The sequence below is a fragment of the Gaetbulibacter jejuensis genome, assembly GCF_039524015.1.
GTDB classification, from domain to species: domain Bacteria; phylum Bacteroidota; class Bacteroidia; order Flavobacteriales; family Flavobacteriaceae; genus Gaetbulibacter_B; species Gaetbulibacter_B jejuensis.
The window spans coordinates 202,920-226,063 of record NZ_BAAAGF010000002.1; the positions used below are offsets into that span (position 1 = coordinate 202,920).

The 23,144-nt window shown below is 33.1% G+C and carries 28 protein-coding genes; 9 read left to right on the forward strand and 19 right to left on the reverse strand.

What is annotated here, in order from left to right:
• Positions 1–4 precede the first annotated feature (4 nt).
• Both gldI and ABD011_RS07465 read right to left on the reverse strand, forming a co-directional pair.
• The gene (gene gldI / locus ABD011_RS07460; RefSeq protein ID WP_131507697.1) at positions 5–550 is read right to left on the reverse strand and encodes a gliding motility-associated peptidyl-prolyl isomerase GldI; all 546 of its coding nucleotides are present in this window, start codon (positions 548–550) and stop codon (positions 5–7) included.
• Positions 543–1,562 (reverse strand): DHH family phosphoesterase, encoded by a 1,020-nt coding sequence (locus ABD011_RS07465; protein WP_343797102.1) that lies wholly within the window; start codon positions 1,560–1,562, stop codon positions 543–545. The genes gldI and ABD011_RS07465 overlap by 8 nt, the downstream gene beginning before the upstream one ends.
• A gap of 88 nt (positions 1,563–1,650) precedes the next feature.
• Between ABD011_RS07465 and ABD011_RS07470 the strand changes: the two genes are divergently transcribed.
• Positions 1,651–2,070 (forward strand): nucleoside-diphosphate kinase, encoded by a 420-nt coding sequence (locus ABD011_RS07470; RefSeq protein WP_129760457.1) that lies wholly within the window; start codon positions 1,651–1,653, stop codon positions 2,068–2,070.
• 48 nt (positions 2,071–2,118) lie between these two features.
• Here ABD011_RS07470 and ABD011_RS07475 read toward each other — a convergent pair whose 3' ends face one another.
• Genes ABD011_RS07475 through recF form a run of 3 tightly spaced genes read right to left on the reverse strand, consistent with a single transcriptional unit; the run spans position 2,119 to position 3,913 of the window.
• Complete coding sequence (locus ABD011_RS07475; protein ID WP_129760459.1) at positions 2,119–2,415, reverse strand: DciA family protein; 297 nt, start codon at positions 2,413–2,415, stop codon at positions 2,119–2,121.
• Complete coding sequence (locus ABD011_RS07480; RefSeq protein WP_343797105.1) at positions 2,415–2,837, reverse strand: hypothetical protein; 423 nt, start codon at positions 2,835–2,837, stop codon at positions 2,415–2,417. The genes ABD011_RS07475 and ABD011_RS07480 overlap by 1 nt, the downstream gene beginning before the upstream one ends.
• A complete protein-coding gene (gene recF / locus ABD011_RS07485; RefSeq protein ID WP_134200410.1) occupies positions 2,834–3,913 on the reverse strand; it encodes a DNA replication/repair protein RecF in 1,080 nt (359 codons plus the stop codon). Before recF ends, ABD011_RS07480 begins: the two co-directional genes overlap by 4 nt.
• Positions 3,914–4,047: 134 nt before the next feature.
• On the opposite strand from recF, the gene ABD011_RS07490 reads away from it, so the two are divergent.
• The 8 genes from ABD011_RS07490 to ABD011_RS07525 all read left to right on the forward strand — a co-directional run bounded on the left by ABD011_RS07490 (position 4,048) and on the right by ABD011_RS07525 (position 10,436).
• Positions 4,048–4,812, forward strand: a complete 765-nt coding sequence (locus ABD011_RS07490; RefSeq protein ID WP_129760464.1) for a tetratricopeptide repeat protein — start codon at positions 4,048–4,050, stop codon at positions 4,810–4,812.
• A gap of 5 nt (positions 4,813–4,817) precedes the next feature.
• Entirely contained in the window at positions 4,818–5,297 is a 480-nt protein-coding gene (ribH, locus tag ABD011_RS07495) for a 6,7-dimethyl-8-ribityllumazine synthase (protein WP_343797109.1), read from the forward strand.
• Positions 5,298–5,404: 107 nt separating this feature from the next.
• The gene (locus tag ABD011_RS07500; RefSeq protein ID WP_343797111.1) at positions 5,405–5,623 is read left to right on the forward strand and encodes a hypothetical protein; all 219 of its coding nucleotides are present in this window, start codon (positions 5,405–5,407) and stop codon (positions 5,621–5,623) included.
• A gap of 14 nt (positions 5,624–5,637) precedes the next feature.
• On the forward strand, positions 5,638–5,919 hold the full coding sequence (locus ABD011_RS07505) for a riboflavin synthase subunit beta (RefSeq protein ID WP_129760470.1): 282 nt from the start codon (positions 5,638–5,640) through the stop codon (positions 5,917–5,919).
• Positions 5,919–7,781 carry a DNA mismatch repair endonuclease MutL gene (gene mutL / locus ABD011_RS07510; RefSeq protein ID WP_343797113.1) on the forward strand — a complete coding sequence of 621 codons (1,863 nt, stop codon included), beginning with the start codon at positions 5,919–5,921 and terminating at the stop codon, positions 7,779–7,781. Before ABD011_RS07505 ends, mutL begins: the two co-directional genes overlap by 1 nt.
• Before the next feature lie 3 nt (positions 7,782–7,784).
• Positions 7,785–8,537, forward strand: a complete 753-nt coding sequence (locus ABD011_RS07515; RefSeq protein WP_131507685.1) for a rhomboid family intramembrane serine protease — start codon at positions 7,785–7,787, stop codon at positions 8,535–8,537.
• Positions 8,538–9,407, forward strand: a complete 870-nt coding sequence (locus tag ABD011_RS07520) for a rhomboid family intramembrane serine protease (protein ID WP_343797116.1) — start codon at positions 8,538–8,540, stop codon at positions 9,405–9,407. It begins immediately after the preceding gene.
• A gap of 6 nt (positions 9,408–9,413) precedes the next feature.
• Positions 9,414–10,436 carry an endonuclease/exonuclease/phosphatase family protein gene (locus ABD011_RS07525; protein ID WP_343797118.1) on the forward strand — a complete coding sequence of 341 codons (1,023 nt, stop codon included), beginning with the start codon at positions 9,414–9,416 and terminating at the stop codon, positions 10,434–10,436.
• A gap of 1 nt (position 10,437) precedes the next feature.
• On the opposite strand, the gene ABD011_RS07530 is transcribed toward ABD011_RS07525, so the two are convergent.
• From ABD011_RS07530 to ABD011_RS07595, 14 genes are all read right to left on the reverse strand, one after another.
• Positions 10,438–11,055 carry a WbqC family protein gene (locus tag ABD011_RS07530; RefSeq protein WP_343797120.1) on the reverse strand — a complete coding sequence of 206 codons (618 nt, stop codon included), beginning with the start codon at positions 11,053–11,055 and terminating at the stop codon, positions 10,438–10,440.
• 16 nt (positions 11,056–11,071) lie between these two features.
• Positions 11,072–12,607 carry a signal peptidase I gene (gene lepB, locus ABD011_RS07535; RefSeq protein WP_343797122.1) on the reverse strand — a complete coding sequence of 512 codons (1,536 nt, stop codon included), beginning with the start codon at positions 12,605–12,607 and terminating at the stop codon, positions 11,072–11,074.
• Between the two features lie 57 nt (positions 12,608–12,664).
• Positions 12,665–13,363: a 4-hydroxy-tetrahydrodipicolinate reductase gene (gene dapB, locus ABD011_RS07540; RefSeq protein WP_131507675.1), complete on the reverse strand. Its 699-nt coding sequence runs from the start codon at positions 13,361–13,363 to the stop codon at positions 12,665–12,667.
• Positions 13,364–13,392: 29 nt separating this feature from the next.
• Positions 13,393–14,010 carry a DUF5683 domain-containing protein gene (locus tag ABD011_RS07545; RefSeq protein WP_131507673.1) on the reverse strand — a complete coding sequence of 206 codons (618 nt, stop codon included), beginning with the start codon at positions 14,008–14,010 and terminating at the stop codon, positions 13,393–13,395.
• Positions 14,000–14,899, reverse strand: coding sequence for a ParB/RepB/Spo0J family partition protein (locus ABD011_RS07550; RefSeq protein WP_131507671.1), 900 nt, complete (start codon positions 14,897–14,899; stop codon positions 14,000–14,002). The genes ABD011_RS07545 and ABD011_RS07550 overlap by 11 nt, the downstream gene beginning before the upstream one ends.
• Complete coding sequence (locus ABD011_RS07555) at positions 14,899–15,663, reverse strand: ParA family protein (protein WP_131507669.1); 765 nt, start codon at positions 15,661–15,663, stop codon at positions 14,899–14,901. The genes ABD011_RS07550 and ABD011_RS07555 overlap by 1 nt, the downstream gene beginning before the upstream one ends.
• A 106-nt stretch (positions 15,664–15,769) precedes the next feature.
• Positions 15,770–17,926 carry a methylmalonyl-CoA mutase gene (gene scpA / locus ABD011_RS07560; RefSeq protein WP_343797127.1) on the reverse strand — a complete coding sequence of 719 codons (2,157 nt, stop codon included), beginning with the start codon at positions 17,924–17,926 and terminating at the stop codon, positions 15,770–15,772.
• The gene (locus ABD011_RS07565) at positions 17,926–18,567 is read right to left on the reverse strand and encodes a hypothetical protein (protein WP_343797129.1); all 642 of its coding nucleotides are present in this window, start codon (positions 18,565–18,567) and stop codon (positions 17,926–17,928) included. The genes scpA and ABD011_RS07565 overlap by 1 nt, the downstream gene beginning before the upstream one ends.
• Positions 18,548–19,216: a hypothetical protein gene (locus ABD011_RS07570; protein WP_129760496.1), complete on the reverse strand. Its 669-nt coding sequence runs from the start codon at positions 19,214–19,216 to the stop codon at positions 18,548–18,550. Before ABD011_RS07570 ends, ABD011_RS07565 begins: the two co-directional genes overlap by 20 nt.
• A gap of 10 nt (positions 19,217–19,226) precedes the next feature.
• Entirely contained in the window at positions 19,227–20,600 is a 1,374-nt protein-coding gene (locus ABD011_RS07575; protein WP_343797131.1) for a methylmalonyl-CoA mutase subunit beta, read from the reverse strand.
• Positions 20,590–20,919 (reverse strand): FtsB family cell division protein, encoded by a 330-nt coding sequence (locus ABD011_RS07580; RefSeq protein WP_129760500.1) that lies wholly within the window; start codon positions 20,917–20,919, stop codon positions 20,590–20,592. The genes ABD011_RS07575 and ABD011_RS07580 overlap by 11 nt, the downstream gene beginning before the upstream one ends.
• A gap of 6 nt (positions 20,920–20,925) precedes the next feature.
• Positions 20,926–21,531 (reverse strand): uridine kinase, encoded by a 606-nt coding sequence (gene udk, locus ABD011_RS07585; protein ID WP_131507661.1) that lies wholly within the window; start codon positions 21,529–21,531, stop codon positions 20,926–20,928.
• Between the two features lie 46 nt (positions 21,532–21,577).
• On the reverse strand, positions 21,578–21,994 hold the full coding sequence (locus ABD011_RS07590) for a c-type cytochrome (protein ID WP_262732669.1): 417 nt from the start codon (positions 21,992–21,994) through the stop codon (positions 21,578–21,580).
• Complete coding sequence (locus ABD011_RS07595; RefSeq protein ID WP_343797138.1) at positions 21,991–23,097, reverse strand: PQQ-dependent sugar dehydrogenase; 1,107 nt, start codon at positions 23,095–23,097, stop codon at positions 21,991–21,993. The genes ABD011_RS07590 and ABD011_RS07595 overlap by 4 nt, the downstream gene beginning before the upstream one ends.
• Positions 23,098–23,144 lie beyond the last annotated feature (47 nt).

Below are 23,144 nucleotides of genomic sequence, written 5' to 3' on the forward strand. Positions count from 1 at the left end.
TTAATTAATTGTTTTGTTTTTTTGTTATTGTATTTACGGTTACCTTACACATTAAAGGTGTGTTAACACCTATTTTATTGGTGTCGCCATAATAGCCATAGGCTTTTTGTGAAGGAAATAAGAATGTTACTGTTTCTCCTGGTTTCATAAGTTTTAAACCTTCTCTAAGGCCTGTAAACAATTCTTCTTTGTCCATAGCATAATCTTGAGGTGCTATGTCTTCTTCAGAATAAATTTGTGAACCATTCAAGTCTTTAACATCGTAATCAAAGTTTACAATGTCACCAAACTGTGGTGTAATGGTATCTTGTTCAATTTTTGTATTGTAATAGTACCAAAAACCACTTTCAGAAGCTATATAATCTATTTCAGGATTATCTTTAATAATACCTTCAATAAACTGTTGCTCTTTTTTATTTAGTTTAATATTTCGTTCTACTGAAGCATTAATAAATGAACCAGATTTAACGGTCTTAGGAAGTCTAGCTTCAGGTGATTTACAGCTAAAAGCCATAAAACTTATTAGTAATATAATGATGCTTTTATTCATGATTTAGGACCTCTTTATAGCTTGGTAATATACTAATAAATTTTTCAATAGTTTCTTTTAAGCCCAAATCACTTTTTCCACCAGCAGCATTTGTGTGTCCACCACCATTAAAATGTGCTCTTGAAAATTCGTTTACTGAAAATGCTCCTTTACTTCTTAGTGACACTTTTACAATGTTTTCTTGCTCGTTTTCTATAAAAATAACAGCAAATACAATACCTTCTAGCGAGAGGCCGTAATTAACAAAACCTTCGGTGTCACCTTTTTTAAAGTTGAATGTGTTAAGTTCTTGTTGCGACAAACTTATGTAAGCTGTTCTGTACTCTGGCAATACTTTTAGGTTGCTGAGTGCACAACCTAATAATTGTAATCTGCTATAAGTATTGGTGTCGTAAATGTTATTGTGTATTTGAGCGTTATTTGCTCCTTTTTCAATTAAATTGGCAATGACTTTGTGGGTCGTACTTGTGGTTGAGGGAAACCTAAACGAACCAGTGTCAGTCATAATTCCTGTATATAAACAGGTTGAAATGTCTTGGTCTATACTATCTTTATCACCTAAATTACAAATGAAATTATACACCATTTCACAGGTTGATGACATGCTAACATCAGAATACATATACAATGCATAATCATCAGGTTGTTGATGGTGGTCAATCATTATCTTAATGCCTTTAGCAGATTGGATTGGAGTTTCCATATCTCCAATTCGGTTCAACGCATTAAAATCTAAAGTGAAAATAATATCTGCTTGATTAATTACTGTGTCACAATCTTCCTGTTGTAGTTCGTATTTTAAAATTGAGGTTTCACTAGGCATCCACTTTAAAAAATCAGGATAATCATTAGGTGCAATTACTGTAACCTCATGATTGTACTTTTTAAGGTAATGGTATAAACCTAAGCTTGAACCTATAGCATCTCCATCAGGATTTTTATGAGGTACAATTACAATGTTTTTTTTGGAACTTAAAAGTTGTTTTATGCTGCTGTAATCTTCATTTGTCATATCTGGCGAAGATACAATTTTTTAATATTGCTTTATATTGTTTTTGTTAAGAAATACATTACTTTTGCAACCAAATTAAAATAAACAAATGGCAACAAATAGAACATTTACAATGCTTAAGCCAGATGCTGTTGAAAAAGGACACATTGGCGCAATATTAGAAAAAATAACTGCTTCAGGATTTAGAATTGTAGCAATGAAATTAACTCACATGACTACTGCAGATGCAAAAGCTTTTTATGCTATTCACAGTGAAAGACCATTTTTTGGTGAGTTGGTTGAGTACATGACTCGTGGACCAATTGTAGCAGCTATCTTAGAAAAAGATAATGCTGTTGAAGATTTTAGAACTTTAATTGGAGCTACTAATCCTGCTGAGGCTGCTGAAGGTACAATACGTAAAATGTATGCTGCTTCTATTGGTGAAAATGCTGTACACGGAAGTGATAGCGATGAGAACGCAGCTATTGAAGGTGCTTTCCATTTTTCAGGAAGAGAAATGTTTTAATAACATATAATTCATAAAAAAAGCAGCTCATTCAGCTGCTTTTTTTATTTATCGTAGGACTAGTTTTTTGATAACGTCTTTACCTAAACTTTCATTGAGCATAGCAATAATTTTTTCTTTTCCATAACTTAACTCTTCTCGTAAAACACTACTGCTTAACTGTACATAAAGTGTGTCTTGTTTTAAAACAATATTGGTAGTGTAGTTGTTTACACCATTTCCCATCATGTTTTCCCAAGCATTGCGCACATTTACCTTATCTAAACCTTGTTGTAGGTTGTTAGTGTCTACAAACTCTTTTAGGAGGTCACTAATAGGTGAGTGTTCGTTGTTGCGTTTGGACATTATTCTTCAAGATTTATAGGTTCGTAACGTTTATAAAGATACATATCTTTATTGGCATTAAGAATTAAAAGTTCATCTTTTGTTGCGTTTAAAACCGTTTCTTTCCAGCTGTGAAAAGGTGTTTTGTAATAGAGGTTTAAACTATCGTTTTCTAAGACAATCTTAAGTTGTTCAGCATCATTGGACGTTTCAAAAGTTCCTGAGAAATTAGGTTTCAACTTTTTTCTAAAACCTGTTAAGCTGTCAGTAATTTCAATATAATCTATAGTGCTGTTAAAATTGTAGTCGCGTTTTGAACCATCTTTTAAAGTTACTTCGTCAATTTCCCAATAACCTTCAACATGTTCTACAAATGTATCAGGATTGTTAGAGCAATTAAAAAATGCCATAAACACTAAGCTAACGCAAAAGGCTCTTATCATAATTCAAATATTTTATACGATTGATGAATTTGTTTCACAACATTTTCGGTACGTTCAGCATGCGTATCGCTTATAAAGAGTTGACCAAAATGCTCATCGTCAACAAGACCAACTATTTGTGCTACGCGTTGTTCGTCTAGTTTATCAAAAATGTCATCTAAAAGCAAAATAGGAGCAACACCACTTTCTTGTTTTAAGAAATCAAACTGAGCCAGTTTTAATGCAATTAAAAACGATTTTTGCTGTCCTTGGCTTCCAAATTTTTTGATAGGATATTGCTCAATTTCAAAAATAAGATCGTCTTTATGAGTGCCTACACTTGTATATTGTAAAGCTTTGTCTTTATTGAGGTTTTTGCTAAGGAGTTCGCTTAATTGTGCTTCAAACAAATCGCTTTTATAACTAAGATTTACAACTTCATTATTATTACTAATAGCATTGTAACGCGATTTAAAAATAGGAATAAAGGCTTTTAAAAAAGCATCTCTAGTTTTAAAAATAGAGGTTCCGTAAGTATTTAACTGGTCGTTATAAACCTCTAGTGTTTGGGCATTAAATGTATTGTTGAGTGCAAAATACTTCAATAACGCATTGCGTTGTGAGAGTACTTTGTTGTAGTTAATTAAATCGCTTAAATACTGTTTGTTGCTTTGTGAAATAACGTTGTCTATGAATTTTCGACGTGTATCGCTACCTTCAATAATTAGGTCTCTATCAGCAGGCGAAATAATTACCAAAGGAATAAACCCAATATGGTCGCTAAATTTATCGTACACTTTTCCATTGCGCTTAATCATCTTTTTTTGACCACGTTTTAGCGACACGATAATCTTTTCGGTTTTATCATCTTTGTCAAACACACCATCAACAACAAAAAAATCAGCATCGTGTTTTATGTTTTGTGTAGCTACAGGATTAAAATAACTTTTTCCAAAAGCTAAATGATAAATAGCATCTAAAACATTAGTCTTCCCAACTCCGTTTGAACCTACAAAGCAGTTTATCTTAGTGTCAAAAGCAAAGGATTGGCTTTCAAAATTCTTGTAATTAAGTAGGGAAAGGGAATTTAAAATCATAAAACAAACAATATATTGATGTTTTTGGTTAACAATTATGGAAAAGGATGTGCAAATTATTGAAAAATAACAAATAATTTACCTTTTATTTACCAATAAAAATTTTATTTTTGCGGCGCATAAATAGAGAATATATGGCAACTTATAAGAAAAGAGGATATAAACCAAAGACTAAAGAAGAAAAAGTTGAAGCTATTGAAGAACACTCAACAACAGCTGAAGTTTTTAACACTTTAGATGAAACAGCTTCTAAGACTGAAGAATGGGCTGTTAAAAATCAAAACTATATTTATATTATTGTTGGTGTAGCTGTTGCAGTTATACTTGGATACTTAGGTTACAATAAATTTGTTGCTGAACCAAAAGCTGGAGAAGCTATGAATGAAATGTATAAAGCACAACAATATTTTGACCAAGCGGTTAATGGTGTTGAAAAAGATTCTTTATATACATTAGCTTTAAATGGAGGTGAAGGTAAATATGGTATGGTTGATATTGCTGATAAATACAGTGGTACTCCTGCAGGTAATTTAGCCAACTATTATGCAGGTATGGCTTACTTAAACCTAAATAAATATTCTGAAGCAATTTCTTACTTAAACAATTTTTCAAGTGATGATATCATGTTAGCACCACTTGCAAAAGGAGGAATTGGTGATGCTTTTGTGCAATTGAATCAGCCAAAAGATGCTATGGATTACTACGAGCAAGCTATTGCAATTTCTAATAATGAGTTTACAACACCATTATATTTATACAAAGCTGGTACATTAGCATTGTCTCAAGGTGAAAACCAAAAAGCATTAAACTATTTTACAAGAATAAAAGAAGAATTTTCTGCTTCAAATGAAGCTTCTAATATAGATGTACTTATAGGAAAAGCAGAAGCAAGTTTATAATACATATGGCAACTGCAAATTTATCCGAATACGATAAAAACACAATCCCAAACGCGAAAGACTTTCGGTTTGGGATTGTTGTTTCTGAATGGAACGATACCATTACAAATGGCCTTTTTAAAGGCGCTTACGATACATTAATTGAGCATGGTGCTTTACCTGAAAACATTGTATATTGGCAAGTTCCTGGTAGCTACGAGCTAATTTATGGAAGCAAAAAAATGCAAGAGCAAATGGTAAATGCTGTTATTGCTATTGGTAGTGTTATACAAGGCGAAACAAAGCATTTTGATTTTGTTTGTGAAGCTGTTTCTCAAGGTATCAAAGACCTTAACGTGATGCGTGAAACACCAGTTATATTTTGTGTGTTAACCGACAACAATATGCAACAAGCAATTGATAGGTCTGGAGGTAAACATGGTAACAAAGGTGTTGAAGCTGCTGTTGCTGCAATAAAAATGGCAGAGCTTAGACGAAAAGCTTAAAAACACTATTCTTCATTTTAAAACTGTTAACAATTTTTAGCAGTTGAAAGGCTTGTTTTCCTAGCTTTTTAAGTACATTTGAAGTGTAACAACGATTATATTTTATAGTGGAGTTTTTTAAGCAACGTAAAAATAAACGTTTCAGTTATACACCTAAACATCTTAGAGACCAAGATGATACTGCCAAGAAAAGTGTTGAAGCACAATGGGAAGAGGTAAGAGCTGCTAACAAACGTAAGAAAAGTATTTTTACTACTTTACCCTTTTTGGTCTTGTTTTTGATTGGTGTATTAGTAATACTTTACATATTAAGTCGTTACGAATAATAAAGCGTTACATCATGTTTAAATTACGAAGAAATAAAAAGTTTGAATACACTCCTAGATACTATAAAGGTGAGGGAAGTCCTTATGAAATTAAGCATAAATTTGACGAACACAGGCAAACTGTAGGAAGCAATAAAGGATTAAAAACCAAGTTTGTTAATGCCATTGACGATTATAAGCATAATGAAGATACGGCAGGAGCCAACAGACGTGTATTGATTATTATAGGTGTATTGATTTTGGTTTTTTTGATTTTTATTGATTTTGACCTGTCAATATTCTTTTCAAAACGCTAATGGCAGACATTATTCAACTATTACCAGACCATGTTGCTAACCAAATTGCAGCAGGCGAAGTCGTGCAAAGACCTGCTTCAGTGGTTAAGGAGCTTCTCGAAAATGCAATAGATGCTGAGTCTACTGAAATAAAACTTATTATAAAAGACTCAGGTAAAACACTTATTCAGGTTATTGATAATGGTAAAGGCATGAGTGTTACTGATGCACGTTTAAGCTTTGAGCGTCATGCAACATCCAAAATACGCGCTGCTGAAGATTTATTCAATTTACATACAAAAGGGTTTAGAGGCGAAGCATTAGCTAGTATTGCTGCTATTGCTCATGTTGAACTTAAAACCAAACAAGAGCAAGACGAACTAGGAACCCAAATTGAGATTGAAGGTAGCGACCTTAAAGCTCAAAATGTTGTGGTAACACCTAAAGGAACGTCTTTAGCTGTAAAACATTTATTTTTTAATATTCCTGCTCGACGCAATTTTTTAAAATCTAATGCAGTAGAGTTACGACATATTATCGATGAATTTCATCGTGTAGCATTAGCGCATCCAAGTATTGTGTTTGCAATGTATCATAATGGCAGCGAAATTTTTAATCTACCAAGTAGTAATTACAGACAACGTGTAGTTAATATTTTTGGAGGTAAAACCAACGAAAAGTTAGTTCCTGTTGAAGAAACTACTGAAGTTCTAAAAATTTCAGGGTTTGTAGGAAAACCTGAGTTTGCTAAAAAGACAAAGAACGAACAGTTCTTTTTTGTAAATAATCGTTTTATCAAAAGTCCTTACCTTAATCATGCTATCAATTCAGCATTTGAAGGTTTGGTAAAAGATGGAGCGCATCCAAGCTATTTTTTAAATCTTACTGTAGATCCAAAAACTATTGATATCAATATTCATCCAACAAAAACCGAAATTAAGTTTGATGATGAACATACTTTGTATGCTATTTTAAGATCAGCAGTAAAACACAGCTTAGGGCAATTTAACATTGCGCCAGTTTTAGATTTTGATAGTGATCCTAACCTAAACACGCCTTACGATTATAAAGATAAGAGTGTTGCTACACCACCAACAATAGAAGTTGATAGAGATTTCAATCCTTTTAAGGAAAAAGTATCTCATGGAGTTGGAAGCAGTAAACCTGCAGTTACCTTTAAGAAACAAAATACATCTAGTTGGGACAGTTTGTATGTGGGATTAGAATCAAAAAGTACACAGCAAGACCATAATTTTAGTGAAGTAGAGTTTGAAAGCGATTCAAAAAATGAAACCTTGTTTGATGATTCGCAAACCGAAACTACACAAGCTACTTATCAGCTTCACAACAAATACATTGTGAGTACTATAAAATCTGGTATGTTGATGATAGATCAGCATAGAGCGCATCAACGTGTGTTGTACGAAAATTTATTGAAAAATATGACTGTGAAAGAAGCTGTTAGTCAGCAGTTGTTATTTCCGTTGCAGTTGCATTTTTCCTCAACAGAATTGCCAATACTTATTCAGTTAAAAGAAGACTTAGAAAGTACAGGTTTTGCATTTTCTAGCGTTAAAGACCATACTATAGAGATTACAGGTGTTCCTTTAGGTGTTCCTGAGAGTGAAGTGTCTATTATTTTAGAACAACTGATAAGTGATGTTGAGCAAGAAGTACCAGACAGTAATTTTAGTGCTACAGATTTATTAGCAAAATCTATGGCAAAAAGTTTAGCTATAAAAACAGGTCAATCGCTTAATAAACAAGAACAAGAGCATTTGGTAAATTCACTATTTGCTTGTAAGGAACCTACAGTTTCGCCAACAAATAAAACGACTTTTATAACCATGAGTGTTGATGATATCGACAAAAAATTTATGTAAGCTATGATGAGAATTACAGAAACGGTTAAGCACCTTATTATTATAAATGTCCTGGTTTTTATAGGATGTCAAGTTGTTGGAGATAAAGCCTTTGCTCTTTTATCTATGTGGTTTCCTGAAAACGACAACTTTCAAGTTTGGCAAATTTTTACGCATATGTTTATGCATCATCCTACATTTTATTTACATATTCTTTTCAATATGTTGGGTATATGGATGTTTGGGAGTCCTTTGGAGCAGATGTGGGGAAGAAATAAGTTTTTGTTTTTTTACTTTTCATGTGGATTAGGAGCAGTGCTTATTCCATTATTGATTGACTATGTACAATTTAATTCTATAATAAGTCCATTACTTGCTGATGGATTAGATAAAGAAACTTTAGTTTCAATTTTAAATCAAGAAAAGTACAACCCTGATTGGGTAAAAACTATAGGAGAAAGTAATTGGAACTCTTTGCAAAAAATATTTTATTCTAATAGTTTAGGAGCTTCTGGAGCCTTAATGGGACTTTTGGTTGCGTTTGGGATGTCTTTTCCAAATGCTGAGTTGATGTTGATTTTTTTGCCGATTCCTATTAAAGCAAAGTATTTTATTCCATTATTGTTAGGTTACGAAGTGATTTCAGGTCTCACAGGAGGGAATTCTATGTTTGGAGTTAGTGTTGCACATTTTGCTCACGTTGGTGGTGCATTAACAGGGTTTATAATTATGTGGTATTGGAAAAAAAATCAGTTTAATAAAAATAGATGGGATTAAATGACAACGCTTACACAAGACATACAAGACAAACTAAAACGTCTTAATGCCTTTGAAAAGATTATAGGTGTTAATGTTGTTATATATATAATTGGGTTTATACTTACTAAGGTTAAAAACACTACCAATGTATTGCATTGGTTTGAATTACCTGTGAGTCTTAACGATTTTATATATCAACCTTGGTCTATTTTCACCTATGGTTTTGTGCATTACGGCTTTTGGCATATTGCTCTAAATATGCTTATTCTGTATTTTATTTCTAACATGCTGGTTAATCTTTTTAGTGTAAAGCTATCTTTGAATATTTACTTTTTAGGAATTTTATTTGGCGGACTTGCATTTGTATTGGTTCATACACTTTTTTCTGGAAGCTTGGTAAATTATACATTGCCATTGGTAGGAGCATCAGCAGGAGTAAGGGCCCTAATTATTTTTTTAAGTGCTTATATGCCTAATAAAGAAGCACGATTGGTAACCATAAATATTAAGCTTTGGTATATAGGTGTAGCAATGGTTGTTATTGATATTCTTGGATTGTTTACCATAAACCAAGGTGGTTATGTAGCGCATTTAGGAGGAAGTTTGTTAGGATATTTATATGCACAACAATTAACTAAAGGAAATGATATAGGCAAAGGCTTTGAGCGTATAATGGATAGCGTTGCTAGTATGTTTAAACGAAAGTCACCTTTAAAAACAGTTCATAAGAGCAAGAAAAAACCGTTTGCAGGCCATAATAAAGACGACTTTAATGAGTTTACTAAACAAAAACGAATTGACCTCATTCTAGATAAAATCAGTAAAAGCGGTTATGAAAGTTTAACTAAAGAAGAAAAAGCGTTTTTATTTAAATCAGGTAAGGATTAAAAGTCTATGAAGCGACTAAAATTGGTAGATAAATTGGTGTTCTTCGTTAATTCCATTGTAGCGACAATGTTGCTGCTGTCTTATATTTTACCTTATGTGTCGCCTAAAAACTTCGCTTTATTATCAGTTTTAAGTCTTGCAGTTCCTTTCTTAATACTACTCAATATTCTATTTTTTGTGTATTGGCTTTTAAAAGTGAAAAAGCAGCTTTTACTATCACTTATTATATTGTTTATTGGGTATAACTATCTGTTTTCATTGTATAAATTTTCATCATCCAAGAATATTGAAGATCCAAATAATATTTCAGTAATGAATTATAATGTGAGGTTGTTTAATGTATTTGAATGGATTCCTGATGAAACCGTTAAAACTCAAATAGTCGATTTTATTTCTGAAAAACAGCCTGATGTGTTAAGCATGCAAGAATACAGGCCTGATGAAGCTATTAACTTAAAAGGATACTATAAGTACGAAGAGCTTTCAGGTAAAAAGGTGAAAAACGGTCAAGCAATATTTTCTAAATTTCCTATAATAAATTCGGGTTCTATTGAGTTTCCAAACACTAGTAATAATGCCATTTTTGTAGATATAGTTAAGGCTAAGGACACGATAAGAATTTATAATGTGCACTTACAATCGCTTGGTATTGATCCAACGGTTGAAAAATTAGCAAATGAGTCTTCTGAAAACTTATTTAAGCGTGTAAGTAAAACGTTTAAAATGCAGGAGAGACAAACCGAGTTGTTTTTACAGCATAAAGCAAGATGTAAGTATAAAATGGTTATTTGTGGAGACTTTAATAACACTGCCTATTCCTATGTGTATAAAGAGATAAAAGGCGATTTGCAAGATGCTTTTGTTGAAGGAGGCAATGGCTTTGGACGTACGTTTAACTTTAAGTTTTTTCCTGTGAGAATTGACTTTATTTTAGCTGATGATGCTTTTGAAGTAAACGGTTTTAAAACTTTTGATGTTGAATTATCTGACCATTATCCTATACTTGCTAAATTAAAATTAGCGAAGTAGTTTATGGAAGCTGTTGAGACTCTAAATAACTCATAGCATTTGTTCCTTCATTAAATAACAAATCCAATATGCTCAAATTAGAAATGAACCCATGTTTGTCATCAAAGACTTGTGTGTAGGAGTCAAAATTATGAGGTTGTTCTTTTCTGCTGTTTGCTAAAAATCTATAATCGGTTTTGTGGTTTGGTTCTATTTCAAAATGCTCAGTAGCAGAAAACTCAAAAGGTAATTGAAGACACTCAAAAACAACTTCTAAACATTTCAAATTAAAGTCTAAAAGAAATGTCTCATTACCAGTAAATAAAGGTTGAAATTCGTCTTCATAAAACTCAAAAAAAGGAGACGTTCTGTAAGCCGATTCTAATGATTTCCAATGTAAATCCTGCCATCTACTATCATTAGCAATTTTTACATCCTTATAAAGTTGACGGTTTTTTTGTGTATGCTTTATAGGAATGTTTAAAAGCAGCTTTCCATTAGCTGCATAAATGTATGCACGATTTCTATAGGTTTGTTTTTGGTAATTATCACAAACCTCAAACGTTAAATTATCAGCTTTAGCAATAGTAACAAAGTGAGCTATACTAGGGAAATATGTAGGATGAATAAGGGTATCCATTTATAAAATAAATGTATTATGCCTTTTTACGTTTACGCCATTTATTAAACCCAAACCAACCTAAAAGTAATACCAAAAATGGGATGAGGTATGACGTTGGTTTTCCACTACCACCTACAGTTGTAAAGAAACGCTCCCAACGTGGTTTTCCGTTTTCCCAACTCATCCAGATAAAAACTGGTTTTCCAACTACGTGGTCAAACGGAACAAATCCCCAAACTCTTGAGTCTTGTGAGTTATGGCGATTGTCTCCCATCATCCAATAGTAATCTTGAGCAAACGTGTAGGACGTTGTTGGTTGGTCGTCAATTATAATTTGATTTCCGTTTACTGAAAGTTTATGACCTTCATAAGCAGTGATAATGCGTTTGTAAAGCGGTAAATTTTCTAAAGTTAACTCTATTGTTTTTCCTTTTTCAGGAATATATAACGACCCGAAATAATCATTATTCCAGTTGTAATTCACATTACTAGGAAAAATACCAGCATCTCTAACACCATCTTCATTTTTTAATGGTACAACACTGGCAACTTCAGGATGGTTCTTTAAACGTGCTACAGCTTCGTCAGTTGCTGCTGGAATTAAATATGAACCTTCAGTAGTTCCATAACCTAAACCATCAGTTATATCATATCTTGATAATAAATTCATGATATCATTAGGATGTAGGTTGCGCTTAAAGGTAATATCATATGAAAACTGAAGTTTAGCTCTATCTGGTAAATCATTTGGCTTACCGTTAATGTATACATACCCATCTTTTAAAGACAGCGAATCACCAGGAATACCAACACAGCGTTTTACATAGTTTGTTCTTTTGTCAATTGGCTTATAGTAGAATTTGTCAGTATGACGCATGTTCTTCATAGTGTCCACAGGCCAGTTGAAAACCACTATATCATTTCTCTTTATCTTTTGAAAACCAGGAAGTCTAAAGTATGGTAATTCAAATTTTGGAATGTACGATTTTACTTTTGCTACTGGTATTGTATCGTGTACCATTGGTGTAGCTATGGTGGTCATTGGTGTACGAGCACCATAATGCACTTTACTTACAAAAAGAAAATCACCTACTAAAAGTGTTTTTTCTAAAGACGATGTTGGAATTGTAAAAGGTTGGATAAAATAAGTGTGAACAATAGTTGCCGCAACTATGGCAAATAAAATCGAGTTTACCCAATCTCCTAAACCGGTTTTAGGGTGTAAGTCTCTGTTTTCAATATATTTTACATCTGCTACATAATTGAGATAGAAATTATAAAATCCAAGTAAAACAACAGCTAATAACGTATCAGTTGCTGAGTTTTTGCCAAAGCTTCTTGCTGTTTCAACCCAAACTACAGGAAGCATTATAAGATTAACAATAGGAACAAAAAGTAAAATAGTCCACCACCAAGGACGATTAATGATTTTCATTAATACTACAGCATTGTAAAATGGTATAAAGGCTTCCCAAGCTTTTCTACCTGCTTTAATATAAAGTTTCCATGTGCCTAGACCATGTATTATTTGAATAGCAAATAAAAAAATTAACCACTGTGTACTCGTCATTTTATGTTTTTTTTATGAGTTGAAAAGTATTTAAAAACGTTACAAACCTTTGTGCAATTAACCAATGTTTAACACATCGTTCATTGAAAATACACCTTTTTTCCCAATAATCCATTCGGCTGCAACAACAGCACCTAAAGCAAACCCATCTCTATTGTGGGCAGTATGCTTTATTTGAATAGTATCTACATTGGATTGATAAGTGATTTCATGTGTTCCAGGGACGTTTTCAATACGTTTTGCGTCTATTTTTATGTCTTTTGGATTTGGGTTATCTAATGTCCAATTGTCGTAATTGGAATTTTTAATAATGTCTTCAGCTAGTGTAATGGCAGTTCCACTTGGTGCATCGAGTTTTTGAGTATGATGAATTTCTTCCATCGCAACATTGTATTGAGGTTGCCCATTCATAAGTTTTGCCAATACTTTATTAACTTCAAAAAAGATATTTACACCTAAGCTAAAATTTGAGGCATAAATAAAAGCACCATTTTGCGCTTTGCATAAATTAACTGCTTTGTCATAATCTTTTAACCAACCTGTTGTCCCAGATATAACTGGAACATTATTGAGTAAGCAGTTTGAAATATTATTGTAAGCAGCTTCAGGAATACTAAAATCTATTGCAACATCGGCATCAGTAATGGTGTATGCTGTGTCTAATTTAGCTTTTATAACAATGGTATGGCCTCTTTCTTCAGCAATTCTTTCAATGGTTTTTCCCATTTTTCCATATCCTAATAAAGCTATCTTCATAATTTAAGTATCGTTTGTGTATTGCTAAGCTAAAACTTGAAATTTACTGTCACACCCAAATCAGAAGTGTTTTCAAGCTCATTATATTTAAAATGAGGCTTTAGAGCTAAATTTTCGTCGACGTTGTATTGGAGTAGGTGCGCGTCAACATTAGCATCAATAATATTTAAAGCATAAATACCAATGGTTACTAATAATGAAATTTCTTTATTTCGTCTTAGCGATTCTTGTGCTCTAATAAGTCCATCGTTAGAAACTCTTGGAGAGGCTAGAGGAGTTGTGCCATCGGCTTGGGTTCCCCAAAATTCATCGTTTGAGTAGCCTGCTAATCGGCTTTTGTATGCATCTCTATAACGATGATACTCTCTATTGTTGTGGTCGTAAATTAAAATTCCGGTTGTAATAGCACCAACAACAATAGGGATTTTCCAATATTTTTTATTGTAAGCTTGACCTAAACCAGGTAACACTGCAGAATAAAATGCAGCTTTTGAAGGCGCAAGAATGTTTATAGGCTCACGAGTTATGGTGTCGTTCACTACCATAAGGTCAGTATCTACTTTGGTGCTGTCGCTTTCTGTTTGTGAAAAGCAAGTAGAACCTATAAAAAGTAAAAATAGAATACTATAAAATGTCTTATTTGGCACTTTTAACAAGTTTTTGTATACGATTAAAATCTTCTTCAGAATGGAAAGGAATCGTAATACTACCTTTACCATTCTTTGATACCTTAACGTTTATTTTATGGCCAAAGTATTCTGAAAACTCTTTTATGCCTTTTTTAATATATTTTGGAAGTTCTTGCTTTTCTGGGACAGTTACAGTATTGCTAGAATGATAGTTTTTTACCAGTTTTTCAGTTTCTCGTACCGAAAGTTTATTAGTAATTATTTTTTCATAAATAGCTAACTGAGTATTTTGATCTTCAATGTTAATAATTGCTCTACCATGACCCATTGATATAAATCCATCTCGCATTCCTGTTTGGATGATTGGATCTAGTTTGAGTAAACGTAAATAGTTGGCAATAGTAGAACGCTTTTTACCAACACGATCACTCATTTGTTCTTGCGTTAAATTGATTTCGTCAATTAAACGTTGGTAAGATAGCGCAATTTCTATTGGGTCTAAATCTTGACGTTGAATGTTTTCAACAAGAGCCATTTCTAGCGACTCTTGGTCATTGGCTATTCTAATATAAGCAGGAATAGTTTCAAGACCTATTAATTTTGAAGCTCTAAACCTACGTTCTCCAGATACCAGTTGGTATTTGTTGAATTCTAGTTTTCTTACTGTTATAGGTTGAATAACTCCAAGCTCTTTAATTGAGGATGCTAGTTCACGTAAGGCTTCTTCGTTAAAGTTTGTACGAGGCTGAAAAGGGTTAATCTCAATAGCTTCAATATCTAAATCAACAATATTACCAATTACCTTATCTGCATTTTTGTCCTGAACTGAATTGATATCATTAGAAGGGTCTTTAAGCAGTGCTGAAAGTCCTCTACCTAATGCTTGTTTTTTTGTTGCCTTCGCCATTAGCCATTCTTTTTAATAATTTCCTTTGCCAAACTTAAGTAATTTGTAGCACCTTTACTACTTACATCGTAGTTAATAATGCTTTCACCATAGCTAGGAGCTTCACCTAATCTTACATTACGCTGAATAATGGTTTCAAAAACCATATCACTAAAATGCTTTTGAACTTCTTCTACAACTTGATTTGAAAGTCGTAAACGTTGGTCATACATGGTTAAAAGCATACCTTCAATATCCAAGTTTTGATTATGGATTTTTTGAACACTTTTTACGGTGTTTAGTAGTTTGCCTAAACCTTCCAAAGCAAAATATTCACATTGAATTGGAATAATCACAGAGTCTGAAGCCGTTAAAGCGTTTAATGTTAACAAACCTAACGATGGTGCACAGTCAATTAAAATATAATCGTAAGATGATTTTAGGTGAGAAACCGCTTTTTTAAGCATGTACTCACGTTCATCTTTATCTACTAGTTCAATTTCAATAGCCACTAGGTCAATATGAGCTGGAATAATATCTACATTTGGTGAATCGGTAGACATTATACATTCTTCAGCTGAAGTAGTATGCTCTAATAATTGATAGGTTCCTATTTCAATAGTTTCAACATCAATACCAAGACCTGAAGTAGCATTGGCTTGAGGGTCAGCATCAATGAGCAACACTTTTTTTTCTAAAACACCTAAAGATGCGGCTAAGTTAACAGAAGTAGTTGTTTTACCTACTCCTCCCTTTTGATTGGCAATTGCAATGATTTTACCCATTAATATGATTTGGTTTTTTGTCCCGTAAAAATACAATTATTTACGAGTTTATAAAATGGAAGTTGTTAACAGTTCGTGAATATTTATGTAATGCACTTAACCGCTATTAATCAATCAAAATCTCCAAAATCTTTATAGCAGCATCACTAATTTTTGTTCCAGGTCCAAAAACAGCCACAGCTCCTGCATCAAATAAATATTGATAGTCTTGTTTTGGTATTACGCCACCAACAATTACCATAATATCATCACGACCATAACTTTTAAGTGCTTCAATAACTTGTGGAACTAGAGTTTTATGTCCTGCAGCTAATGATGAAACGCCTAAAATATGTACATCGTTTTCTACAGCTTGTTTAGCGGCTTCTTGTGGTGTTTGAAACAGTGGACCAATATCTACATCAAAACCAACATCAGCATAACCTGTAGCTACAACTTTTGCACCACGATCATGACCATCTTGTCCCATTTTTGCTATCATAATACGAGGACGTCGTCCATCTTGTTCAGCAAATTTATCAGCTAATTCTTTAGCTTTTTTAAAGGATTCGTCGTCTTTGATTTCTTTACTATACACACCACTAAATGATTTAATTTGCGCTTTATAGCGACCAAAAGCAGCTTCTAAAGCATCACTTATTTCTCCTAAAGTTGCTCGTTCTCGAGCTGCTTCTACAGCTAAAGCTAATAAATTTTCTTGTCCTGTTTTAGCAACTTCAGTTAATTTTGATAATGCTGCTTGTACTTTTCCGGTATTTCTTTCTGCTTTAATGGCTTTTAAGCGTTCTATTTGGGAGTTGCGTACAATTTGGTTGTCAACTTCAAGTGTAGCGATTGGATCTTCTTCTTGTAATCTATATTTGTTTACACCAACTATAATGTCTTGACCAGAATCAATTCGAGCTTGCTTTCGTGCAGCAGCTTCTTCAATTCTAATTTTAGGAATACCAGCTTCAATAGCTTTTGTCATTCCGCCTAATGCTTCAACTTCTTCAATCAATTCCCATGCCTTTTGAGCAATGTCATGTGTTAGTTTTTCAACATAATAGCTTCCTGCCCAAGGGTCAACAGTTTTCGTAATATGGGTTTCTTCTTGTAAAAATATTTGTGTGTTACGCGCAATTCTAGCCGAAAAATCTGTTGGTAGTGCAATAGCTTCATCCAATGCATTGGTGTGTAAACTTTGTGTGCCACCAAAAGCTGCAGCTGCAGCTTCAATAGTTGTTCGTGCTACATTATTAAAAGGATCTTGTTCTGTTAAACTCCAACCACTGGTTTGACAATGGGTTCGCAATGCTAAAGATTTTGAATTTTTAGGATTGAATTGTTTTACCAATTTAGCCCAAAGCATTCTTGCAGCACGCATTTTGGCAATTTCCATAAAATGGTTCATTCCAATGGCCCAAAAGAACGACAATCGTGGAGCAAAGGTGTCAATATCCATTCCTGCATCAAGCCCTTTTCTAATGTATTCTAATCCATCAGCTAAAGTATAAGCCAATTCAATATCACAAGTAGCACCAGCTTCTTGCATGTGGTATCCGGAAATACTAATACTATTGAATTTAGGCATGTTTTTACTGGTATATTCAAAAATATCTGAAATGATTTTCATGGATGGTGTAGGAGGATAGATGTAAGTGTTTCTTACCATAAACTCCTTTAAAATGTCGTTTTGAATAGTACCAGCTAACTGTTCAGGTTTTACACCTTGTTCTTCGGCAGCAACAATGTAAAATGCCATAATTGGTAGTACAGCACCATTCATGGTCATAGATACACTCATCTTGTCTAGCGGAATTTGATCGAAGAGAATTTTCATGTCCTCAACACTATCAATAGCAACTCCTGCTTTTCCAACATCTCCAACAACACGTTCGTGGTCACTATCATATCCACGATGTGTAGCCAAATCGAAGGCTACAGACAATCCTTTTTGACCTGCAGCAAGATTACGTCTGTAAAAAGCGTTACTTTCTTCTGCTGTTGAAAATCCTGCATATTGACGAATAGTCCATGGTCTTCGAACATACATTGTGCTGTATGGACCACGAAGGTTTGGAGCTATTCCAGCTACAAAATTTAGATGTTCAATATCTTTAAGGTCATCTTTAGAGTAGGTTGATTGAACATTTATGTCTTCTGCAGTCATAAAAAGCCCTCTCTGTCCTTCGGACATCTCTCCCAAAGGGAGCGAATTTTGGTTTTTTGCTCTTGATTCTTGCTTCTTTATGGTAATATGTTGAATGTTTTTTCTAGACATTATAAAATCATTTTTTGAAGAAATGGGTCAAAATAGACGTCAAAAGGTGTGGTTAGGTTAATGAAGACCGTTTTGTGATTAGACGAAATAATATAAGTTGTACTAAAGGTTGATGTTTGTTTAGCTTCATTATCAATTCTGTGTACAACTTTGAAAATTTGCGGACCATTACTCGCATTATACTTGGCTGTGATTTTAGTGAATTTTAAATCGGTGTTTTCAGCTACTCTTTCATTGCCAAGACGTATCATTCCTAATAAATATTGAGCGTCTCTTTTGTAAAGTGGCATATAAGGCATTGTGTTTATACTATAGGTAGAACGCGTGGTTTCATCAAAATATAAATACAAATTACCTTCCAATTCTCTCATAGACTTTAGTCTTTTAGACTCGTACTCATAGTCTTTTTTTGTGGCTAAAGAATCTAGTAATTGTTGATACTCTACTGATGAGTAACGTTTAAAAACATCAGGTAGATATATTTTTATGCCATCGTCTTCAAGCATGTGGTATTTACCAAAAATTTCGTCTTCAGCATTTAATTCTATCCAGCTTTTGACGTCATTGGCAACATTAAGACACGATTGAAATGTTACTACAACAATTAATAATACTGTTATTTTAATGGTTGTGACCTTCATGCGAATCTTTTGATTCAATTTCTTTTTTTACAGGTTTCTTATTGAAATCTATGTTTGCTTCTGGTTGTTTGTTAAAGTCTACACCAAATAGTTTAGCATAGTATAAATCTAATGCTACAAAAAGAGCTAAATACTTGTCTTTTGTTATGCTTATGGTGTTTCGTCTTAATTCTTCGCTATACATTCTGTAGCTCATACTATTAGTGTCAACTAAAGCATTGAAAGTAATTTTTAAATCACCTTCTTGCATATTAGAAGCAATACAAGCGACTAAAGGGTTAGCGTAGTTTAAAGTATAATCACCCTCTTTAGTATTCCATAAATCGGATTTAGATTTTAAAGCTTCAAACAGTTCTTTTGTGTGTTTTGATGTGATAGCTATATAATTAACTTTATTAACTCTTACATCGCTTAAAAACCTAACATAAGACCTATTTGGACTTTGGGTTTTTGGATCGTAAGCGTTTATTAAATCTTTTTCAAAAGACATTAATGCTTCGTTAAGTAGAAGAGAGTCTTTACTTTTGCAGTCTTTTAATTCGTTATTGTTAGCATATTTGTAATCTACTTCAGGCGTTTTTGGTTCTTGCTTACAGTTCCACAATACTAAACTTGCAATAAGGCATGTAATAATTAATTTAAACTTCATGATGTTGTGTTTATTCATTATTAATTCGTTCTTGTTCCATTGACTCAGCTAACCTGTTTTCAATTATTGGAGCAATAAGTGTTTTTACAGGATTGTGTTTTACAAAAGGGTATAGCTCAAGCTCGTGTTTCATTTTATCGTTAGGGTTTGGATGCTTGTTTGTTCCTAATAAAATGAGTTTGTTAGCATTAAAATCTTCTTGTTCTTTAGTAGCACTTTCTTTTATTTTACGTTGAATAGTGCCTTCTTTAAGTTGGTTTAAAAACCCACCATTACTTTCTATATCTTTAAATAATGCTAAGGCTTTTTCTGAAATTTGCTCAGTTAACGTTTCTACATAATAATTACCATCGGCAGGATTATTGACTTTGTCAAAGTAACTTTCGTGCTTTAAAACTAATAACTGATTTCTCGAGATTCGCTCTCCGAATTCGTTGTCTTTATGATAAATAGCATCATAAGGTAAATTACATACCGAATTTGAGCCACCAAGAATTGCACTCATACACTCTGTTGTAGTACGTAGCATATTGGTGTTATAATCATAAAGGGTTTTATTGCGCTTTGAAGGTGTAGCAAAAATGTGACACTGTGTATTAAAATTGAAAGCTTCGGCAAGTGTTGAAAACAACAATCTTAAAGCACGAAGTTTGGCAATCTCAAAGAAATAATTTGTGCCTACTGAAACATTAAAAATAATGTTGAATTCTTTTTTTGCTTCAGTTGAAAGTAGTGCATCAAGATGATTGAAATATTCATTAACATGTGCTAGCGCATATGCTAATTGTTGCACAATAGTTGCTCCAGAATTTTGATATAAAGCAACATCAACACTTAAAGAATTGGTACTTTTTACAATACTTTCAAAAATAGAATGATCGGTTTTTAAGTCTTTAAACCAATTGCCAGCTCTTGCTAATTGACCAATAATATCTGTTGGGATATAAACCTTGTCTTTTGAAGTTTTGCTGAGGATTTCAGTAACGTATTCAGTATCTAAAAACTGTAATTCAAAATAGAGTAGCGTAGTGTTGGTGTCAATTGATTTGAGGAGTTCTTCTAAGTTTATTTTAGTGTTAGGAATAATAAACTTGATGCTTTCGGCTCCTCTAGAAAGTGCATCATTAGCTTTTTCGTTGGATTTCTTAGCATCAGCAACAAAAATAGTTTGGCAAATGTGCCATTGTGTTGCTTTAGCATCTGAAATTTCAGGAAGTGTATCAAACTCATCAGCATGATAAAATGGTCTTACATCAATGCCTTCGTTTGATTTCCATATTAGTGTATCATTATAATCAGCACCTTTAAGGTCAGCTTGAATTTTTTGTTTCCATTGCTTTGATGAAACATCATCAAAGGTGGAAAATAATGGATTATTTTTCATTACTCTGTTTTGCTAAGCTATCTTCGTACTCAATGATATAAATCTCTTCATTTTCCTTTTTCATATAGTATTTTTCTCGAGCTAGTTTTTCAATACCTTCTTCGGTTTTTAGCTCTTTAATAGCTTTATTGTCTTTTTCAATTTCCTTTTTATAATACTCTTTTTCGTTTTCTAAATCCTCCATTTCTGAATTTAATTCATGATGAATTAAAAAGGAGTTAGTGTCAAAAAACAGCATCCATATTGCAAAAGGCACAAGTATGATTACAAAAAGATTTTTGAAAGGTTTTAAATATTTTATGTTTTTCTTTTTTGGCATTGTAAGTTACAAGCGTTGATTAATAATAGTTTTAACTATATCAACTGCTACAGTATTGTACTTATTGTTTGGTATAATAATGTCTGCATACTCTTTCATAGGTTCTATAAATTGCTGATGCATAGGTTTTAATGTGTTTTGGTAACGCGATAATACTTCGTCAATGTCTCTTCCTCTTTCAGAAATATCTCGTTTTAAACGACGTATAAGGCGTTCATCACTATCAGCATGCACAAATATTTTTATATCAAACATGTCTCTCAACTCTGGATTGGTAAGGATAAGAATACCCTCAACAATCATCACTTTTCTTGGTTTGGTTTTTACAACATCACCTGTTCTGTTATGTTTTACAAAAGAGTAAACAGGTTGGTCTATTGTATTTCCTTTTTTTAACTCTTTAAGGTGTTCTTCCAAAAGTTCAAAATCGATAGAACGAGGATGGTCAAAATTGATTTTTACACGTTCGTCATAACTCAAATGAGACGTATCTTTGTAATATGAGTCTTGAGAGATGACCCCAACTTCACCTTCGGGAAGTTGAGCTAATATTTGATTAACCACAGTTGTTTTACCACAACCAGTTCCTCCTGCGATTCCTATAATGAGCATATTTTTTGTTTAGAATTTAGGCAAATTTAAGTATTTACAAGAAAAATTAAGGCTGAATTTTTGAAACTTCATCTTCGGTAATCATTTTATTATTGGTGTTTCCCCAAGAGTTTGTAATGTAATTCATTACATCGGCAACTTCTTGGTCGCTTAGTCCTAAAGGTGTCATTACATTATCATATTCAACACCATTAACTGTTATTTTTCCTTTTTGTCCGTACTTAATAGCTTTTATACTTTCAGCTCTTTTGTTCATTAAATAATCCGATTTTGCCAAAGGCGGAAATGTGCGTGGTACACCTTGTCCGTTTGGTAAATGGCAAGCCATACAAAAGTCGTTGTACACTTCAGAACCACGTTGTATACTTTCTTGTATTTCTGGGCTTTTATCTTCTTTCTTGCTATTGCAAAACGTTAATGTAGCGAAAGCTATAATAAATAATAGTGGTTTGGTTTTTATCATTTTTTTGGTAACAGTTTTACAATTCCTAAGTTTTCAATGCCTACATAAATGTAACCGTCTAGTCCTTGGTTTATTGAACGCACACGGCCTAAGTTGTCTAAAAGACGTTCTTCCTTAATTACTTTACCATCTTTGATGACACATTTATCAAGGTATTGAAATTTTAATGAACCAACTAGAAGGTCTCCTTTCCAACCAGGATATTTATCGCTAGTTATAAAAGCCATTCCGCTAGGAGCAATTGAAGGATCCCAATAATGAAAGGGTTGTTCCATGCCTTCTTTTTCGGTAATGTCAGTAAATTTTGTTCCACTATAATTGATACCATAACTTATAACTGGCCATCCGTAATTTTTTCCAGGTTTTATAATATTGATTTCGTCTCCTCCTCTAGGACCATGTTCATGAGTCCATATTTCACCAGTTTCATAGTGTAAAACCATACCTTGCGGATTTCTATGACCATAGGAAAAAATTGCAGGTTTTGCGTTAGGTGTGTTTACAAGCGGATTATCTATTGGGATTGACCCATCACTATTTAACCTATAAACTTTCCCGCAATCTCTTGTTATGTCTTGTGGGTTTGTATCTCTATCTCCACGTTCACCAATAGTAAAATATAAATACCCTTGGTTGTCAAAAACTATTCTTGAACCAAAATGTTGACCTCTTGTTGTATTAGGACTAGCTTTGTACAATAGTTGTTTATCAACTAAAGTGTTGTTTTTTAGTTTTGCTCTCATTAAGGCTGTGTTGCCTCCTTTTTCTTCTCCTTCAGGAGATGCATAGGTGAAATAAATCCAACCGTTATCTTTATACTCAGGATGTAAACAAATGTCCAATAAACCTCCTTGACCTCTTACATATATTTCCGGTAAACCAGAGATAGTAGTTTTTTGACCATTTTTAAAATGAATGAGTTCACCACTTTTTTCAGTAATTAGTATTGAGTTATCAGGTAAAAATGCAAATCCCCAAGGTATATTAAGTTCTTTTACAACTAGTTCGTAATCGTGGTTTGTATTTACGGGATTTTTATCTTGAGCGCAAGCAAAAACACTTAATAATGCTATAAAAAGCATGTACTGTTTTTTAAATTTCATATAAAAATGATTTTGAGCTTAAATTTAATGATAAAATGTGTCAGTTT